Annotated in this window: 16 protein-coding genes; 4 read left to right on the forward strand and 12 right to left on the reverse strand. The window is 66.1% G+C overall.

The features are described 5' to 3' along the window. Positions 1-1,022: 1,022 nt before the first annotated feature. From ACQR1Y_RS24675 to ACQR1Y_RS24685, 3 genes are all read left to right on the forward strand, one after another. Positions 1,023-2,420 carry an IS30 family transposase gene (locus tag ACQR1Y_RS24675; RefSeq protein ID WP_434878760.1) on the forward strand — a complete coding sequence of 466 codons (1,398 nt, stop codon included), beginning with the start codon at positions 1,023-1,025 and terminating at the stop codon, positions 2,418-2,420. A 468-nt stretch (positions 2,421-2,888) separates the two neighbouring features. Beyond that, on the forward strand, positions 2,889-4,424 hold the full coding sequence (amaB, locus tag ACQR1Y_RS24680) for an L-piperidine-6-carboxylate dehydrogenase (protein ID WP_434878759.1): 1,536 nt from the start codon (positions 2,889-2,891) through the stop codon (positions 4,422-4,424). Positions 4,425-4,496: 72 nt separating this feature from the next. Further along, positions 4,497-4,694, forward strand: coding sequence for a DUF3606 domain-containing protein (locus ACQR1Y_RS24685; protein WP_434878758.1), 198 nt, complete (start codon positions 4,497-4,499; stop codon positions 4,692-4,694). A 2-nt stretch (positions 4,695-4,696) separates the two neighbouring features. Here the strand turns inward: ACQR1Y_RS24685 and ACQR1Y_RS24690 are convergent, their stop codons facing one another. Continuing rightward, on the reverse strand, positions 4,697-4,945 hold the full coding sequence (locus tag ACQR1Y_RS24690; protein ID WP_434856959.1) for a hypothetical protein: 249 nt from the start codon (positions 4,943-4,945) through the stop codon (positions 4,697-4,699). A gap of 179 nt (positions 4,946-5,124) precedes the next feature. Further along, a complete protein-coding gene (locus tag ACQR1Y_RS24695) occupies positions 5,125-5,562 on the reverse strand; it encodes a hypothetical protein (RefSeq protein WP_434878757.1) in 438 nt (145 codons plus the stop codon). A 36-nt stretch (positions 5,563-5,598) separates the two neighbouring features. Between ACQR1Y_RS24695 and pncA the strand changes: the two genes are divergently transcribed. Next, positions 5,599-6,222 carry a bifunctional nicotinamidase/pyrazinamidase gene (gene pncA / locus ACQR1Y_RS24700; protein WP_434878756.1) on the forward strand — a complete coding sequence of 208 codons (624 nt, stop codon included), beginning with the start codon at positions 5,599-5,601 and terminating at the stop codon, positions 6,220-6,222. Position 6,223: 1 nt separating this feature from the next. Here the strand turns inward: pncA and ACQR1Y_RS24705 are convergent, their stop codons facing one another. From ACQR1Y_RS24705 to ACQR1Y_RS24750, 10 genes are all read right to left on the reverse strand, one after another. After that, positions 6,224-7,777, reverse strand: a complete 1,554-nt coding sequence (locus ACQR1Y_RS24705; RefSeq protein WP_434878755.1) for a hydantoinase/oxoprolinase N-terminal domain-containing protein — start codon at positions 7,775-7,777, stop codon at positions 6,224-6,226. 3 nt (positions 7,778-7,780) lie between these two features. After that, positions 7,781-8,881 (reverse strand): DUF917 domain-containing protein, encoded by a 1,101-nt coding sequence (locus ACQR1Y_RS24710; RefSeq protein ID WP_434878754.1) that lies wholly within the window; start codon positions 8,879-8,881, stop codon positions 7,781-7,783. After that, on the reverse strand, positions 8,878-9,579 hold the full coding sequence (locus ACQR1Y_RS24715; protein WP_434878753.1) for an AroM family protein: 702 nt from the start codon (positions 9,577-9,579) through the stop codon (positions 8,878-8,880). The genes ACQR1Y_RS24710 and ACQR1Y_RS24715 overlap by 4 nt, the downstream gene beginning before the upstream one ends. A 13-nt stretch (positions 9,580-9,592) precedes the next feature. Next, entirely contained in the window at positions 9,593-10,675 is a 1,083-nt protein-coding gene (locus ACQR1Y_RS24720) for an ABC transporter ATP-binding protein (protein WP_434878752.1), read from the reverse strand. Then, entirely contained in the window at positions 10,672-11,736 is a 1,065-nt protein-coding gene (locus tag ACQR1Y_RS24725) for an extracellular solute-binding protein (RefSeq protein WP_434878751.1), read from the reverse strand. Before ACQR1Y_RS24725 ends, ACQR1Y_RS24720 begins: the two co-directional genes overlap by 4 nt. Positions 11,737-11,750: 14 nt before the next feature. Beyond that, positions 11,751-12,629: an ABC transporter permease gene (locus ACQR1Y_RS24730; RefSeq protein WP_434878750.1), complete on the reverse strand. Its 879-nt coding sequence runs from the start codon at positions 12,627-12,629 to the stop codon at positions 11,751-11,753. 8 nt (positions 12,630-12,637) lie between these two features. Continuing rightward, positions 12,638-13,513 carry an ABC transporter permease gene (locus ACQR1Y_RS24735; protein ID WP_434878749.1) on the reverse strand — a complete coding sequence of 292 codons (876 nt, stop codon included), beginning with the start codon at positions 13,511-13,513 and terminating at the stop codon, positions 12,638-12,640. Then, positions 13,513-14,295, reverse strand: coding sequence for an IclR family transcriptional regulator (locus tag ACQR1Y_RS24740; RefSeq protein ID WP_434878748.1), 783 nt, complete (start codon positions 14,293-14,295; stop codon positions 13,513-13,515). The genes ACQR1Y_RS24735 and ACQR1Y_RS24740 overlap by 1 nt, the downstream gene beginning before the upstream one ends. A 150-nt stretch (positions 14,296-14,445) precedes the next feature. Then, on the reverse strand, positions 14,446-17,985 hold the full coding sequence (locus tag ACQR1Y_RS24745; protein WP_434878747.1) for a molybdopterin cofactor-binding domain-containing protein: 3,540 nt from the start codon (positions 17,983-17,985) through the stop codon (positions 14,446-14,448). After that, positions 17,985-18,467 (reverse strand): (2Fe-2S)-binding protein, encoded by a 483-nt coding sequence (locus ACQR1Y_RS24750; protein ID WP_434856947.1) that lies wholly within the window; start codon positions 18,465-18,467, stop codon positions 17,985-17,987. The genes ACQR1Y_RS24745 and ACQR1Y_RS24750 overlap by 1 nt, the downstream gene beginning before the upstream one ends. Positions 18,468-18,477 lie beyond the last annotated feature (10 nt).

The raw sequence follows: 18,477 nt of genomic DNA on the forward strand, positions 1-18,477 counted from the left end.
TCTCGTACAGAACCGATCGACGGCGAGAGCAGGAGCTGTCGCGCCGAACACGAGCGTGGCGGTGAGACCTGTCAGGAGAGCAAGGGAGGAATGCCGCATGTGAATTCTCCAATCAATGAAAGATTGAGACAACGGCGAAACGCAACCAGCATAGTTGTTGTAGGTTTCACGTGCAAGTTGGTTCGGCCTCTCTGAGTTGATCAAGATGAGATTCGATCTGACGATGACCAATCAGATACCGGTCGTTGTTGGCGCGAGTATCATGGTGTGTCGGTCATGATGCGTCACCGCGCTTCGGTCGCAGAATTGTGTGATCTAGATGAGCGTTTCTTTGGCAGCGGCAGTTTCCAAGGACAGCTTTTCACCGTCTCCGCAGCTGTCATGCTCGCGAAGGCGGAGCATCCAGTACGCCGCGGCGGAAAAAATAGACCCGAATCGCCCTGGCGTACTGGATCGTCCGCTGTCGCGGACGCGAGAGCGCCAAGTAGAAAAACGCTTAGTTACGAGAGCGAGGCCTCAGCTCGGCAGCTGATCGGACCGGCTCGTCAACTCAGCCGCGATTGGATATCCCGATAATGATGCTGACCTGCCGCTTCCATGGCCTCTGTCCTCATGCAGAACCAGGTCCGGCGCCGAAGCGAACGGTTCGCGCTCAATAAAATTCGCAATTCCAGAAGATTTATCTTTCGCTTTCGCAGAAATTGTGCTCTACTCCCGCCATCCTGCTTCGCCACGAGGGGCGTATCGCGATCGTCACGGCACGTGAGGCGGGGAGGCGATGGCCGCTGGCTGGCCGCAGCGCGTTTCGGCGTGCGGACGAACGGCAGTTGGCGGACGTGAAGTCGTATGGTCCTGGCGCCGCGACGCTGGCGCTAAGCTGTCGGGCGATGATCCCGACGGTGACGGTGGCTAAAGAGCCCGTACACCGGGGAGAGTACGAAGTAAGCGTGAAGACCATCGCGCAGGGAATGCCGGGGTGGATTCAATCGAATGTCGCAACACTCCAGAATTAGGAGATTGCGATGGCCATTCGAAGGAAGAGATCGACCCGTGCGCGGCTGGGCTCTGAGGGACGTCCACCCGTTGCCGGTCGGGCTGAACAGCAACGATTTTGGCAGGCGATTGCCAGAGGGCTGAGCAGCGAAGATGCTGCGCTTGAAGCCGGAGTGCCCCCTGACGCCGGATACAGATTATTCCGGAAGGCAGGTGGTATGCCCCCCTCGATTTTCAGGCCGTCGTCAAAGCCACTGTCGGCGAGATACCTTTCGTTTGCGGAACGCGAGGAGATCGCGCTTCTTAATACGCAAGGCCATTCGATGCGGGAGATCAGCCGCCGGCTGGGACGAACTGCCTCGACCATTTCCCGCGAACTCGATCGCAACGCGGCCACTCACGGTGGCAGGATGGCCTATCGGGCGACAACCGCCCAGTGGCATGCCGATCGCTCAGCCCGTCGCCCCAAGCCGGCGAAGCTTGCGTCTAACGTCGCCTTGCGGGCTTATGTGGAAGAACGGCTTTCCGGTGTGGTCGCGCTGCCAGACGAAGCGCGTGGCCGTGCTGTTCGGAAGGACCATCGGTCATCAGAGACGTGCAAGGATCGGCGATGGAAGAAGGCCTGGAGCCCCGAGCAAATTGCCCGACGCCTGCCGATCGACTTTCCGGATGATGAGACCATGCGCATCAGCCCCGAGGCCATTTATCAAGCTATTTTTGTTCAGGGCCGTGGGGCTCTCCGCCATGAACTGACGACCTGCTTGCGCAGCGGACGTGTGCGACGGGTGCCCAGGGCCCGTGCGGGTAAGCGGGACAAAAGCTTTGTCACGCCGGAGATCATGATCAGCGAGCGTCCTGCCGAGGTAGCAGATCGGGCCGTGCCAGGCCATTGGGAAGGAGATCTGATTGTCGGCAGCGAGAGTTCGGCAATTGGCACGCTGGTCGAACGCACGACGCGCTTTACGATGCTGCTGCACCTCCCTCGACTGCTGGGGTATGGCGAGGCTCTCCGTGCCAAGGGCGGGCCGGCGCTCTCGGGCCACGGGGCCGAGGCCGTGCGCGATGCGATCATGCGGACCATCATCACCCTGCCTGAAGAACTGCGGCGTTCGCTAACTTGGGATCGAGGAGCCGAAATGGCTCAGCACAGTCGTCTCAAGATCGATACGGGCATTCAAGTTTACTTCTGCGATCCGCACAGCCCGTGGCAGCGGGGCACGAATGAGAACACCAACGGCCTGCTGCGGCAATACTTCCCAAAAGGCGAAGACCTGAGTGTCTATAGTGCCGGTGAGATCGCCGCGGTTGCAGAGGCTCTCAACGGCCGACCGAGAAAGACCCTGGGCTGGAAAACGCCAGCCGAGGCGCTTGACGAATTACTGTCATCGGTACAACAAAAACGATCCAGTGTTGCGACGACCGTTTGAACTCAAGCGGAGTTCGGCTGAACCTGTGGTGACTGCCGCCTGCTTTTGTTTGCAGGCGGGCCATGGGTTGCGGCCAGCGCCCGGCATTCCCTGCGCCCTCGTGATTGTCCGAGGGGCCGTCGATCTCATCAGCCCGGGCGCATCAGCGTCGCGGGACCGCGCTGACGCGCGAGGGATCGAGGCCAGGCGTGGCGAGCCAACCGGTGTGATGATCGAGCAACGGCCCCATGTGGCGCGGGTCGAGCGTCGCAGTCCGGTGTCAAGCGCGATGGTGAAAGGCGCTTTTGGAAGGTGGCTTGCCAGGGAAAGCGGACTTGCCAGGGCGTCGCAGCCGGCCCGCCAACGGCCGATCGCCCAGCGCCCAGCCCTCGCACTGCTGCGGAATTTGATCTAGATGGGAGGCCATCTCGAACGACCGATCCTGTCGTCTCGCGCGCATCGGCGCGAAGGACAAATCCGGAGTTGCATATGTCGCAAGCACATTCTTTCAGCCTCGCCGCCGAAACCACGGACATCCTGACGTCGCTCGGCGTCGCCCCGGAGCGGTTGCGCGGCGGCACCCGTACCGCGCGCTCACCGATCACCGGCGAGGCGCTGGCGCAGGTGCACGACGACACGCAGGCCGACGCGACCGCGGTGATCGCTCGCGCCCATGCAGCCTTTTTGCAATGGCGGCTGCTGCCGGCGCCCAAGCGCGGCGAGCTGGTGCGGCTGCTCGGCGAGGAGCTGCGCGCCAACAAGGCCGCGCTCGGCCGGCTGGTCTCGATCGAGGCCGGCAAGATCGTGTCGGAGGGCCTCGGCGAGGTTCAGGAGATGATCGATATCTGCGACTTCGCCGTCGGCCTGTCGCGCCAGCTCTACGGCCTGACCATCGCGACCGAGCGCGCCGAGCACCGCATGATGGAGACGTGGCATCCCCTGGGCGTGACCGGCGTCATCTCGGCCTTCAATTTTCCGGTTGCCGTCTGGGCCTGGAATGCGGCGATCGCGCTGGTGTGCGGCAACAGCGTCGTGTGGAAGCCCTCGGAGAAGACGCCGCTGACGGCGCTCGCGACCGACGCGCTGCTGGCGCGGGCGCTTCAGCGCTTCCGCGGCGAGGCGCCGGATGGGCTCGCGGGCCTTTTGCTCGGCGGCCGCGCCGTCGGCGAGATGCTGGTCGACGACGCGCGCGTGCCGCTGGTGTCGGCGACCGGCTCGACCGCGATGGGCCGCGTCGTCGGCGCCTGCCTCGCCGGCCGCTTTGCCCGCGCCATCCTCGAACTCGGCGGCAACAATGCCGCGATCGTCACGCCCACCGCCGATCTCGATCTCACGCTTCGCGCCGTCGCCTTCGCCGCGATGGGCACCGCCGGCCAGCGCTGCACCAGCCTGCGCCGGCTGTTCGTGCATGCCGATGTCTATGAGCAGCTCGTGCCGCGGCTGAAGCAGGCCTATGCGTCGGTCGCGATCGGCAATCCGCTGGAGCCGGGCACGTTGATCGGCCCGCTGATCGACCGCGGCGCCTACGACGCGATGCAGGACGCCCTGAGCGCCGCGAAGGATCATGGCGGCCGGGTGTTCGGCGGCGAGCGCGTCAGCGTCGGCGGTCTCGACGGGGCCTACTATGTGCGGCCGGCGCTGGTCGAGATCGCCGCGCAGGCAGGACCGGTCGAGCGCGAGACCTTCGCGCCCATTCTCTATGTCATGCCGTATCGCGATCTCGATGCCGCGATCGAGCTGCACAATGCGGTGCCGCAGGGCCTGTCGTCGTCGATCTTCACCAACGATCTGCGCGAGGCCGAACTGTTCGTCTCCTCGCGCGGCTCCGACTGCGGCATCGCCAACGTCAATATCGGGCCGTCAGGAGCGGAGATTGGCGGCGCGTTCGGCGGCGAGAAGGAGACCGGCGGCGGCCGCGAGTCCGGCTCCGACTCATGGAAGGCCTATATGCGCCGCGCCACCAACACCGTGAACTACGGACGCAGCCTGCCGCTGGCGCAGGGCGTGAAGTTCGATCTGGGGTGAGCGCTGCGATGTGTGCTGTCAGCGGAACTGCCTCGCCGAGTTGCGCGTTGCGCGCTGACAAGGAGATGCACCATGGCAGCAAAGAAGAAGACCACGACGGCGAAGTCAGCACGCGGACGCAAGCAGGACCGTGCCCGCGTCGCGGGCGGACAGGACTACGAAGTGCGCTACGAGGCCAAGAAGACCGGACGGTCGGCATCGGCCGTGAAGAAGGCCGTCAAGAAGGTCGGCAACAGCCGCAAGAAGGTGACGCGCAAGCTCGCGCGTTAGCGTCAGGTCAGCTTCGGCCGCTGCGGCGGCCGAAGCGATCCCCTGGCCCAGCCGAGTGCCTTGGGCGAACGGAGCGGATCGGGGCCGTCGCAGACGGGGCAGACCGGCTCGCGCGGCCGGACGGTCGCGGAGAGTCCGACATCTGCCTTCCCGCCCGAGATCGCCTCATGCTGCCGCTCACGAATTGCGAGCGGGCGGCCGCAGGTCGGGCAAGGCTTGCGGATGAGCCATTGGGCAGGACGTTTCAGCACGACGACGTCTCCCGGTTGAGCGCAGGACTCTCGCTGAGGGCCAATCTGGGTTTGTCGCGAAACTGTCCCCACACCGTCATGCCCGGGCTAGAGACGGGCCCAACACATCGATCGCCATATGTGATAGCCCTGCGGTTGAGTGGTCAGGCTAGGACATCTTTGGGCCGGCGCGGAATCACTTATTTGAATCGTGGCGACTCTTCCGGTTCGTCCGCGGCCGAACAATCAGGGCAGGTGTCGCCGATCGCGCTGAGGACATCCTCGATCGCAGCGATTGCTTCCGAACTGCAGACGCCGCGCGGCGGATCGTCGCTGGCGGTGCGACGCGCCCGGGCCACCGCATCTGGATCGCCTCGCTCTCGCATCCAGCCATGCTCCTCGCATTCGGTGACGGCGCCGGCATCGCGCAGGATGCCGAACGCCCAGCGCTCGAGATTTGGGATCGCTTGGCGGCGCGTGTTGGCAGGTGGCATCGGCTCTCTCCAGCCTGGGAGAATCCATGAATCCTCCGGCGTTTCCAGGCTCGGCCTGCAGGGCAGGGATTCCAAAATGGAGGGGCTGGACTTGGACGAGCGGATCGGTGCTTGCCGCTTGAGATCGCCGCGGGCCGGGGCCATCCTGGGCGAAGCTTCGTGACAGGGGTGCAGACAGGGATGCAGATCAAGACCAACGAGGATGTGCTGCTCATCATCGATGTGCAGAACGATTTTTGTCCGGGCGGCGCGCTCGCGGTCGCCGACGGCGACGCGGTGGTGCCGGTGATCAACCGGCTCAGCGCGATGTTCGATCATGTCGTGCTGACCCAGGATTGGCATCCGGCGGGCCACAGCTCGTTCGCGTCGAGCCATCCCGGCAAGGGACCGTTCGAGAGCGTCACGATGCCCTATGGGCCGCAGACGCTGTGGCCGGATCACTGCATCCAGGGCACGCCGGGCGCGGCATTCCATCCGGAGCTTTCGATCGACAAGGCGCAGATGATCATCCGCAAGGGTTTTCGCAGCAGCATCGATTCCTATTCGGCGTTCTTCGAGAACGACAAGACGACGCCGACCGGGCTTGCCGGCTATTTGCGCGAGCGCGGTTTGAAGCGGGTTGTCCTGGTCGGGCTCGCGACCGATTTCTGCGTGCACTATTCGGCCGTCGATGCGCGCCGGCTCGGCTTCGAGGCGATCGTGATCGACAGCGCCTGCCGCGGCATCGACCTCGGCGGCTCGATGGCGGCCGCCAGGGCCGAAGGCGCCGAGGCCGGCGTGATCAGGCTGCCGGAGCTGGCATGAGCTACGCCGCCGCGCCGATGCTGGGCTCAGCGATGGCGCCGGCGACGCGAACGCGGACGCGGAGCGCATTGCCGGGGAGGTAGGCGATCGGCATGTCCTCGACGTCTACGGTCTTGAGCGTGCCGCGCTCGGCGCCGGCCTGCACGGCGCGGTCCTCGGCGATGCCGCGGGCCGCCGCGATGGCCTCGTCGCGCGTCAGGTCGCGGAACACCTGGTCGGCCTCGCCCGACACCTGCGCGATCGCGGCGCCGACCGCATTGGCGCAGTCGCCATGCGGGACGCGGACGATGTTGGAAATGCCGGCGAGCCGCTCCGGCACCAGGAACGCGCCGCCGCCGACCGCGAGCAGCGGCACGTCGCCGGCCTCGGTCTTCATCCGGTCGATGTCGCCCTCGAGCTGGCGATGGGCATCGGCGAGCGCGGCGTCGATCAGGGTTTTCGGCAGATGCGCGACGCGCGCGCGGTCGCCGATGTCGATCAGCCCGGCCGCGACCGCGATGTCGGTCGCGGTGAGCTGGTCGCCGCCGAACACCAGCGCCTCGGAGGTCAGCCGATATCCGACGCTGACCGGCCCGACGCGGACCGGCTCCTCGGCGACGTGGCTGCCGCCGCCGAGGCCGATCGAGAGCAGGTCGGGCATGCGGAACAGGGTGCGCACGCCGCCGACCTCGACCACGGCATTGGCCTCGCGCGGAAAGCCGTGGCGGAGCTGGCCGATGTCGGAGGTGGTGCCGCCGACATCGACGACCATGGCGTCGTCGAGGCCGGAGAGATATGCGGCGCCGCGCATCGAATTGGTGGCGCCGGAGGCGAAGCTCATGACCGGAAACGCGGTCGCGATCTCCGCCTGCATCACGGTGCCGTCGTTCTGCGTCAGGAACAACGGCGCATCGATCCCGGAATCGGCGATCGCCTTGCGGAAGGCGGCGACGGTGGTGACGGCGAGATCATGGAGTGCCGCATTGAGGAGGGCGGCGTTCTCGCGCTCGAGGAGTCCGATGCGGCCGAGGTCGTGCGACAGCGTCACCGCGACCTCAGGGCAGATCTCGGCGAAGATCTCGCGCGCCGTGATCTCGCAGCTCGGATCGAGTGGCGAGAACGACGAGGCGACAGCGACCGAGCGCAGCCCCTTGGCCTTGATCGTCCGCGCGGCGGCCTTCAGTCCGTTGGTGTCGAGCGGCATGAACGGACGACCGTCATAGTCATGACCGCCCTCCAGCATGAACGTCTCGCCGCTGACGAGCTCGGCCAGATCCGCCGGCCAGTCGCAGAACGGCGGCAGCGAGGCGGAGGCCGGCATGCCGATCCTGATCGCGCCGATCTTGTGCAGATGCCGCCGCTGCACCACCGCATTGATGAAATGCGTGGTGCCGATCACGACCGCATCGACCGGCACGGCCGCCGCGGGATTTTCGCGCAGCGCCTTCAGCGCGGCGAGAATGCCGGAGGTGACGTCGGCGGTGGTCGCGGCCTTGACCGAGTGGACGACCTTGTCGTCGGCAATCAAGACCGCGTCGGTGTTGGTGCCACCGACGTCAATACCAATCCGCTTCATTCACTAGGCTCCAGAGGTCGCAAACAGCGACCGGAAATCGAGGTCGTAACCGAAGGCGCGGGGGCCGACGAAGTCGAGGCCGCGCGGGCTGGTCAGCACGGCAGGCGCAGGCAGGGCAATCACGGTGACGCGCTGACCGTAGCGCACGGTCTCGGTGCCGATGCCGTGGCCGTTGACGCTGTCGAGAACGCAGATCAGGTCGGGCGACATCGCGATCGCCTGATCATCGCGCCAGGCCACGATCCATTCGTTCTGGAACGACAGCTTGAGCTGCGTGCCGCGATCGGCGTCGCTGCCCTCGATGACGGCAGAGCCGCGGAGGAAGCCCTCGGTGGTGCGGCGCTCGACGTCGACGATCTTGCCGGTAAACAGCCGTTGGCCGCCCTCGCAATCGAGGATCGCCGCGATCGGGTCCTGGTGGTTCTTGTTGGCAGCGTTCACGGCGCGGCCGATCGCAATTGCCTTTGTCGTGGTGAAGTGGATACCCCAGTCCTTGACCTCGCGTCCCGTGCGAGGTGCCTTGCTGGTCGAGGCAATCGAGCCCATCTCGACGCAGATCTTGCGGCTGGCGCGCTCCATCCACTTCCAGGAGGGCACCTTCGTCACCACGGCCTCGATGCCGCGCGGATCGTACAGCGTACAGGGATACGGCTTAAGGTCGCCGATCGCCACCGACGTCATCTGCGCTTCGGGAAAGGCGCGGCCCATGCAGTCGGCGTCGACGACCGGAATGTTCAGATGCGCCGCCGCCATCAGCGCCTGCATGCCGTTGCCGCCGCCGATCTCGACCGACATCACGGCGCGAAATTTGAAGCCGTTGATCTCTTCCTGCATCCGCACGGCACGCGCGATGCTGCGGCTGTCGGCGAGCCGCTCCTGGCCGACCAGAGGTGCGCCCATGTTGGAGACCACCGCGACCCAGTCGTCGTCGCCGAGATCCAGCGGCGACATCAGCTGCACGCGATGCCCTTCCGCATAGAGCCGACGCAGATTGAGCAGGCCGAGATAGGGACTGCCGCCGCCGCCGGTGCCGAGGATCCAGGCGCCGACCGCGAGCGCCTCGATGTCATCGAGGCTGATCGTCTTCATCTCGACCTCGCTCACGACACCAGCTCCTCGACCACGCGCGCGGCCGCTGCGATCGACAGGATCACGGGGCCCGGATAATGCCGACGCACGCGGGCCTTGTTGGCGCTGGAATAGCTCATGCAGTCGAGCACGACGAGATCGGGCTGCCTGGCCGCCATCTCGCGCGCCGCGGCATCGACGGTGGCGTCATCCGAGCCCGGCTGCAGCGTGACGCCGACGACCTCGACGCCAGCACGTTGCCACTTCTTGGCGATCAGCGCTGTCTGCTCCGGCAGCGGCGAGAACACGCCGAGCCGGCCCTTCGGCAACACGGCTTCGACCATCTTGTGCAGGACGGCCGAGGGCAGGATCACGAGGCCTTCCGGCGTGAGGTTCGGAAACTCGCCAGTGCAGGCGAGCATGACCACGTCGATCCCTTCCTGGCGAAACTTCGCGAGCTGCGTATTGGCGCGGGCTTCCACGGCCTTTTTGCTGAGCCGCACATTGTCGCCGTTCGGCAGCAAGGTGAACAGCGCGTCGGCGCCATCGAGCGGTGGGATCTGGTCAATTTCGGCGCGGCTCATGCCGTCGAGCGCGCCGCGCAGCTCGATCGTCATCCCTGGCGACAACACCGCCGCGATCTCGGCCTCCATTGTCGGGCGCGGGCTTTGGCCGATGACGACGATGCCCATGCGCCGCTGGGTGAGGTGGGCGGGAGACGGGGATGAAAGCATGACGTTCAAAATATCAATCCTCGAGAATGACGAGATCGGCCGGCCGCCAGCCGAGCGCAACGGCCTGGCCAGGCGTATGCTGCGGACCGGCTCCCGAATTCGGCTGCTGCGCCAGCACGCGCTGGCTGCCGTCGAGAACGACGCGGTAGAGCACGGCACCACCGAGAAAGTTGCTGCTCTCGACCGTGCCACGCGCCGACACGCTCTTGGCGTCGGCCTGATCGGCTGGGGACACCGTGATCTTCTCCGGCCGCAGCGCGACCGACAGAACGTCGCCATCGACTGGAGTGACCGAGCGAGGCAGCGGCAGCACGAGACCATTGCCGACGGCGATCCCAGGGCCGCCGTCCACGGTCACGCGCTGGCCGCGAAAAACATTGGTGTCGCCGATGAAGTCGGCGACGAAGCGCGTGCGCGGCTGATCGTAGATCTCGACCGGTGTGCCGATCTGCTCGACGCGACCGGCATTCATCACCGCGATGCGATCCGACATCGCCAGCGCCTCTTCCTGGTCGTGGGTGACGAACACCAGCGTCACGCCGAGGTTCTTCTGCAACTGCTTCAGCTCGAACTGCATCTGCTGGCGCAGCTTCTTGTCGAGCGCGCCGAGCGGTTCGTCGCACAGCAGCACGCGCGGCGAGATGACGATGGCGCGCGCCAGCGCAACGCGCTGCTGCTGGCCGCCGGAGAGCTGCGCCGGCCGGCGATCCTCCATCCCGGACAATTCGACCATCGCCAGCGCGGCCTTCACCTTGGCGGCGATCGTTGCCTTGTCGACCTTGCGCATGCGCAGGCCGAAGGCGACGTTCTCGGCCACCGTCCGGTGCGGAAACAGCGCGTAGTTCTGGAACACCATGGCCATGTCTCGCTTGTGCGCGGGCACATGGGTGATGTCGGCGCCGTCGAGACGGATCTCGCCGGTGCTCGGGCTGTCGAAGCCCGCGATCATGCGCAACGTCGTGGTCTTGCCGCAGCCGGAAGGGCCGAGCAGCGAGAAGAACTCGCCCGGCCGGATGTCCATGGCGACGGTGTCGACGGCGCGAACGCCGCCGTCATAGATCTTGCTGACCGAGGCGATCTCGATGGCTGCGCTCATGCGCGGAAGATCCGGTTCACCCGGCTGTCGATCTCGTCCTTCTGCGCGTTGTACCACTTCCAGTCGACCTGGATCAGCTTGCTGACCTTCTCCGGCGTGGTCAGAAGCTTCGCGTCGTACTTGGCGTCGAGCTTCACCTTCTTGTTCGCCGGCGAGTACCACACCGTCTCGGCGAGGCGCTTTTGAACCTCGGGCCGCAGCATGTAGTTGATATAGGCGTTGGCGAGCTCCTTCATCTTGCTGCCGGGCGTGATGCTGAGCACCTGCTCCAGCGACAGCACGCCCTCGCTCGGGGTGATGAAGTCAATCGGCTGGTTCTGGCCGTCGTAACGATAGATGCCGGAATCATGGATGACGCCGAGCCCGACTTCGCCCGACAGGAACAGCTTCTCCATCGCGCCGGTGAAGTCGACGAGCTTGATCGGCTTCAGCTTCTCCAGCGCGGCATAGGCGGCGTCGAGATCGGTCTGGCCCTTGCCGTAGAGCGTGCCGCACATCATCAGGAAGGCCTGGCCCAGGCTGTTGACCGGGATCACGTAGCCGCCGCGCACGCCGTTGTATTTCGCGTCCCACATCTCCTTCCAGGAGGAGATGTTGGCATAGCCCTTGTCCGTGCGCATCCCCAGCCCGATTGCGCTGGTGAAAATGCAGACGCCGACGATCTTGTCGCTGACGGCGTAGGGATAGACGTCCGCCATGTTGGGCACGAGCTTCGGATCGACCTTGGGCTCGACGAGGCCCATCTCGACGGCCGCCCATTGCTCGTTGGAGTTGGTGTGCAGCACGTCGTAGATCGGCGCGGAGCGCGAGCTGGCCTGCAGCTTCGGCAGGAACGGCAGCGCGGTGTCGGTCTTGAGCTTGCACTTGAACTTGGCCTCGAACGCCGGGCCGATCTCGGCCTTCATCACGTCGCCCCATTTGCCGCCCCAGCCGGTGATGTTCAGTACCGGCTCCTCGGCGCGCGCGACATAGGGCGCCGCGATGACACCGGCACCGAGCGAGGCCGCCGCGGTCAGCAGCCGGCGGCGGCTCAGGGGGAAGCGACGCGATGAGGCGGTCATGCCAGAAGTCTCCGTTAGAGTTTGACGGTGGAGCGCAGGCCCACGGTGCGGTCGAGCGCGATGACGACGATGAAGGAGAGCAGGATCGAGACCACCGAGGCGGCGCCGATGGTGCCGTCGAGGTCGAACTTGAGATAGTTGAACAGCGTGATCGGCAGGGTCTCGCTGCCGGGTGCGACCAGGAACAGCGACACCGGGAACTGGTCGAACGACACGATGAAGGCGAAGATCCCGCCGGCCATCACGCCGGGCTTCACCAGCGGCAGCGTGACTTCGAAGAACGTCCTGGTCGGGCTGGCGCCGAGGTTCTGTGCGGCTTCCTCGAGTCGCACGTCGAAATTATGCAGCACGGCAAGGGTCGTGCGGACGACGTAAGGGATCGTCACCAGCGTGTGCCCTGCGATCAAGCCCCAGACGGGGCGGCCGACGTCGAGCAGCACGTAGGACTGGAACAGCGCGAGTCCCGTGAGGATCGCCGGCAGCATCAGGGGCGACAGCATGGTCGCCACGATCAGCCGCGAGCCGGGCAGGTTGCCGCGGGCAATGGCGAGCGCGGCGGACGCGCCGAGCACGGTCGCGGCAATCGTCGTCATCGCGGCGACTTCGAGGCTGAACAACAGCGCATGCATGAAGTCGCGCGAGGCGAAGAATTTCTCGAACCATCGCAGCGACACGCCGACCGGCGGAAACTGGATGAACGGCGTGGGGTTGAGCGCGAAAACGATCACGATCGCGATCGGTGTCAGCAGGAAGATCAGGACCGCGATGTTCGCCGCCAAGTACAATCGGCGCCCCCATCGCCGCGGCGTCGCCTGGCTCCGCAGGGCAGAGGCTGCCGCAAGCTCGATCGGGCGAGCCAGCGGTGTCTGCTGCGGGGACGCGAGACCCGTCATCGCCGGCCTCACTGCAGCTCGCGCTGGCCCGAGACGAGGCCGAGCACGTGGTTGTAAGCAATGACGAGCGACAGCGAGATCACGAGCAGAACCATGCCGAGCGCAGCCGCGAAGCCGACGTTGAAGTTCGCCGAGATCTGCTGATAGATCAGGATCGGCAGGGTCATGATCTGGAAGCCGCCGAGCAGGATCGGCGTGACATAGGCGCTGATCGCGAGCGCGAACACCAAGAGCGAGCCGGCGAGGATGCCGGGCAGGCTGAGCGGCAGGGTGACCTCGACGAAGGCGCGCCAGGGGCTGGCGCCGAGATTTTCCGCCGCCTGCTCCAGCCGCTCGTCGATGCGGCCGATCACGCCGGTCAGGGTCAGGACCATGAACGGCACGTAGATGTGGACGAGGCCGATGACGATCCCGGTCTCGTTGTACATCAGCTGCAAGGGCTTCGTGATCAGCCCGAGCGAGGTCAGCGTCTGGTTGATGACCCCCTTGTCGGACAAGAGCGTCATCCAGGCGAAGGTGCGCACGACGATGCCGGTCAGCATCGGCGCCAGCACGGCCATCAGCAGCAGCGCATGACCGGTGCGGCTCTTGATCCGCGCCATCCAATGCGCCAGCGGATAGCCGATCACGAGCGCGACCAGCGTGGTCCAGAGGCCAATGCGGAGCGTGGTCCAGATCACCTCAAGATAGTAGCTGTCGTTGCCCATGCGGGCGTAGTGCTTGGTGGTGAAGCCGACATTGGGCATGACGACGGGATTTCCCGTCAGCACGCTCATGACGGCCATCAGCCCGATCGGCAGGAAGAAGAACAATGCGAACAGCAGCGCGCTTGGCAGAATCAACAGCGCAAGGCTGTTGACGCGCGGCGCGCTTTTGCTCGGCATCAGGAGGCCAGCCCGGCCAATTGCTCGATGGTCTGGCCCAGCGGATCGCCGGTCACGCGCCGCAGCTTCGTGGCCATGGCGTTGAGCTCGCGGCGGACATTGGCGCGCTCGATCTCGGTCGTGGCCTGCACCGAATAGGAGACGGCGATGCCGATCAATTCGCCGCTCTCGCCGCTCGACAGCGCGAAGCCTTGCGAGCCCACGCCCTCGATGGCTTCGTCGGCGGCGTCCGAGATGCCGGTGCGGCGGATCTCGTTCAGCCGCGCCATCAGCTCGTTGAAGTTTTGCGGCGAGTTAGCCGGGACCTTGGGATAGTCGAGCGGCACGCGCGCGCGGATGTCCTGGTCCGACAGGCGCGCCAGCATCGCGCGGCCGTTGGAGGTGACGATCGCCGGCGTGCGCTGGCCCGGCGGGTTGACGACGCGCAGCGGGTTGGAGCCGGGGACGATGCGCAGCACCACCTGCTGATAGCCGTCGAGCACCGCGATGTAGCCGGTGTGGCCGGTACGCGCGCAGACATCGCGCAGCTCGCGCTCGGCAATGGCCAGCAGGTCGTCATGGGCGCGGTGCAGGCGGCCGAGTTCGAAGGTCAGCAGGCCCGGGCGATAGCGGCGGGTGTGCGGGTCCTGCTCGAGCAGGCCGCAATCGCGGAGCGAGCGGAGCAGGCGTGAGGTCGAGCTCTTCGGCTTGCCGGTCAGAACCTGGACGTCGGCGAAGGAGAGGTCGGGCCGCGAGGTCGAGAAGCAGCGAAGGATGTCGATGGCGTTGGTCAGGGCGCTCATGATGATACCGTTTGTTCCATTTTTTGGAACGTAGTGCCAAATTCTAAAAGCGGCAAGGCGTCTGCTGCAAGGCGAAATTAGGTGCAGAAGGCTGCCCGAATGCGCGTCAGGGTGGTGGTCTTGGCGCCAGCGCCGGTAGCATCGTCGGTCTCAATGCGGCGTGGTCGACCGGATGCGGCTGACGGCAGCATCCACGTCGGTCCAGGCTGGCTTGTCCGGGGCGAACTGCCCGCGGAGATAGGAGACGAGCTCGGCGAGCTGCGCGTCGCTCAGATGGTCCTTGAACGCCGGCATGTAGCCGAGGTCGGAAGAGGCCGGCTTCATGATGCCGTGCAGGATCACCTGGATCAGATTGTCCGGCGTCGTGCTGTGCAGATTGCTGTTAAGGGCGAGCGATGGACGGCTGCCGAACAGCGGCAGTCCGCCGACCTCGTGACAGACCGCGCAGGCGCCGAGATAGAGCCGTGCGGCTGGGGACGATGCCGACGTGACCTTGGTGCGCGTTTCGAGTTCTGCGGCAAGGGTTTCCAGTTTCGCAGGCTCGGGAGCGGCTTGCTGGAAGGAGGCAAGATAGGTCGCCATCGCGCGGATGTCCGCGTCGGGCAGCGTTGCGAGATCCTTGACGATCGGCGCCATAGGTCCGGCGGCCACGCCGTGGAACCGCGATTGGCCGGTGCGCAGATAGGTGGCGAGTTCGTCCTCGGTCCACGGGATCGGCGCTGACGAGAGCGCGGTCAGCGCCGGCGCTTCCCAGCCATCGGCAAAGCCGCCGGCGAGATAGGCATCGCGCTGCTCGGCGCCGAGCGCATTGCGGGGCGAGTGGCAGGCGCTGCAATGGCCGAGGCTTTCGACGAGATAGAAGCCGCGATTCCACTGCTCTGATTGGGTCGGATCGGGCTTGAAGGGTCCAGTGCCGTGAAACAGCGCATTCCATCCGGCGACCAGCGGCCGCAGGTTGAACGGAAAGCGCAGCTGATTGTCCGAGCTTTGCTGCCGCACGGGCTGCTGCGCCATCAGATAGGCGTACAGCGCCTGCAGATCGGCGTCGCTGGTGCGCGCGAAATGCGTGTAGGGAAACGCCGGATAAAGTTGCCGTCCATCACGATGCACGCCCTCGCGCATCGCGCGCTCGAAGGCGGGGTAGGACCAGGCGCCGATGCCGGTCTCGACGTCGGGCGTGATGTTGGTGCTGAAGATCGTGCCGAACGGCGTCTCCAGCGCGCGGCCGCCGGCATTGATCAGGCCGCCATCTGAGGTGTGGCAGACGGCGCAATTGCCGAGCGCCGCGAGCGCCTCGCCGCGTGCGATCGTGGCTGCGGAATAGACCGAGGGATCAGGACGCGTGATCGGCGCGATGGCGCGCCACGGCAGCACGGCCGTCGCGACGCCGATGGCCGCGGCACAGGCCGCGACCGCGCTTGCGATCAGGCCGCCGCGCTTGGCGAAAGGTTTGATCCAAGTGGCTGCAGGCCTGTTCGGAGTAGGCAGCGGCTGTGGCTTGGCGGGCTCGAGCTGTTCGCCGCGCAGGCCTTTCAAAATGCGTTCCGGCGTAAACGGCGGTTCGCGGAAGCGAACGCCGGTGGCGTCATAGATTGCGTTGGCGATCGCAGCGGCGCTCGGCACCGACGCGGACTCGCCGACGCCAAGCGGCGGCTGATCCGGCCGCGGCAGCATCAGCACGTCGACCTTGGGCACGTCGGGGAATGTGATGATCGGGTAGGCGCCCCATTCCCGTGCCGCCACCTTGCCGCGCGCAAACGGGACCTCCTCCATCAGCGCCCGGCTGGTGGACTGGATGACGTTGCCTTCGATCTGGTGGCGCACGCCGTCCGGATTGATCATCAGGCCGGAATCCTGGCCGGCGATCACACGCGTGACGCTGACTTCCCCGGTCGTCGTGTTGACGGCGACATCGGCGATCCACGCCGACCACGCAGCGCCATAGCCGGGAAACTTGCTGTGAACGTAGAGTGCGTAGGCAAAGCCGCGACCGTGCACGACGCCATTCTCCGGCGTCTTCTCCTGGCGCACCGGACGCGGTGTCCAGCCGGCGCGCTCGGCAACCGCATTTACGAGGTCACGCGCGCGCTCGTCCTTGAGATAGCGCAGCCGGTATTCGATCGGATCGACCTCAGCCTCGGCGGCGAGCTCGTCGATGTAGGATTCGTGCGCGAAGGTGTTGGGCAGCGCCGAAACGCCGCGGATCCAGGAGGCGCGGACGATCGGCGGCATGTCATGCGCCGTGACGCGCATGTGGTCGTAGTCGTAGGGCGGGATCGCGGTGCGGTCCCCCATCTCGAACACGGCCGGCTCCGGCGCGATGCGGCCGGTGAGCAGCAGCGCCAGGGTCGGCGCGCCGTTCGATGGATAGCGCGTGGCGAACTCATAGGCAGCCACCGAGCCGTCGGCGTTGAGGCCGCCATTGACGTCCATCAGCTGCGCGGTGCCCTTCGGCTCCCACACATGCTCCTGCTCGCGCGTCAGCTGGACGCGCACCGGGCGGCCGACGGCGCGGGACAGCAGCAGCGCATCGGCGGTGACATCGTCGGCGCAGTTGCGACCGTAGCAGCCGGCGGCCTCCAACCGGATCAGCTCGATCTGGTGTTCGGGGCAGTCGATCAGCTTGGCGAGATCAGCGCGCAGGAGGTGGGGGTTCTGCGTGCCCGAATAGATGCGAATGTGGCCGTCGCGAACATCGGCGACCGCGCAGGACGGCCCGATCGAGCCGTGCATCTGATACGGCCAGAGATAGGTCCGCCGCATCGGCTTCGCGGCGCCTTCGATGGCGGCATCGACGTCGCCCTTGTCGAGCAGCCGGCGCGGCTCGGATGGATTGGCGCGCAGCGCGTTCTCGACGTCATCGAGATCGCGCAATGTCGGCACCGGCTTCCAAGTTACCTGCAGCCGCTCGGCTGCCAGGATCGCCTGCTCCTCGCGCTCGGCGACGACGCCGATGAAATCGCCGATCACGACGATGTCGACCAGGCCGGGCACGTCGCGTACGGAGCCTTTGTCGACGCCGATCAGGCTGGTGCCGATGAACGGGCCGGCATCGACCCCGACATAAGGTGGACGAATGACGCGGCCATGCAGCATGCCGGGCACGCGCACGTCGTGCACGTACGTCAGTTCGCCTGTTGCCTTCGACGGAAGATCGACGCGCGGCACCGAGCGGCCGACGACCTGATAGTTGTCCACGGATTTGACGGCGACGTCGTCGGCGAGTTCGAGGCGGATCGTGTCGTCGCCGATCAGCTCGCCATAACTCAGCACGCGATTGTTGGGGCCGCGGACCAGTCCGTCCTCGACGGTCAGATCCTCGGCGGTGAGGATCAGTTGAGCCGCTGCCCTCGCCAGCAGAAAGGCGCGCGCCTGCGCGGCCGCCTTGCGCAGCGGCACGGCGGTGATCTGAATGGTTTCGCTGGCGATCGTTGCACCCTGGTTGGGCACGACCGCGGTATCACCAAGCACGACGATCACGCGCGCGAGGGAGACGTCGAGCTCTTCTGCGACGATCTGTCCCAGGGCGGTGCGGATGCCGGTGCCGAGATCGACGTGGCCGTTGAAGGCCGAGACCTCGCCGGCCGCGGTGATTCTGATGAAGGTTTCGGACGAGCCGTCGGCGACGCGGCGCTCGACGCTCAGCGTGCCGCGCGGATCAGCGGCCGTGGGAGTGAGATGCTCGGCCATCAGTCCAGCGCCTCGAGCGTGTGGCCGGCCGCGCGCATCGCTGCGCGGAGAATTTCGACATGGGCGCCGCAGCGGCAGAGATTGTAGCGCAGCGCCTGCTTGATCTCGTCGAGCGACGGGTCGGGCTTGATCGCCAGCAGCGCCTTGGTCGTCATGATCATGCCGTTGAGGCAATAGCCGCATTGCGCGGCCTGCTCGGCGATGAAGGCCTGCTGCACCGGATCAGGCGTCTCGCGCGAGCCGAGCCCTTCGAGTGTGGTGACGCTGCGGCCGGCGCAGCCTTCGATCGGAATGACGCAGGAGCGCGCGGCCCGGCTATCGATCAGCACGGTGCATGCGCCGCACTCACCGAGGCCGCAGCCATATTTCGGTCCGTTCAGGGCGAGGTCGTTGCGCAGCACCGTGAGCAGGGGCGTGTTGGGCGCGACGGCGACGTCATGCGTCTGTCCGTTCACGGTCAGCCGAATCGGTGCTGGCGTCATGCCCTTCTGT

The organism is Bradyrhizobium sp. HKCCYLRH3099 (assembly GCF_051167855.1).
Lineage (GTDB): Bacteria > Pseudomonadota > Alphaproteobacteria > Rhizobiales > Xanthobacteraceae > Bradyrhizobium.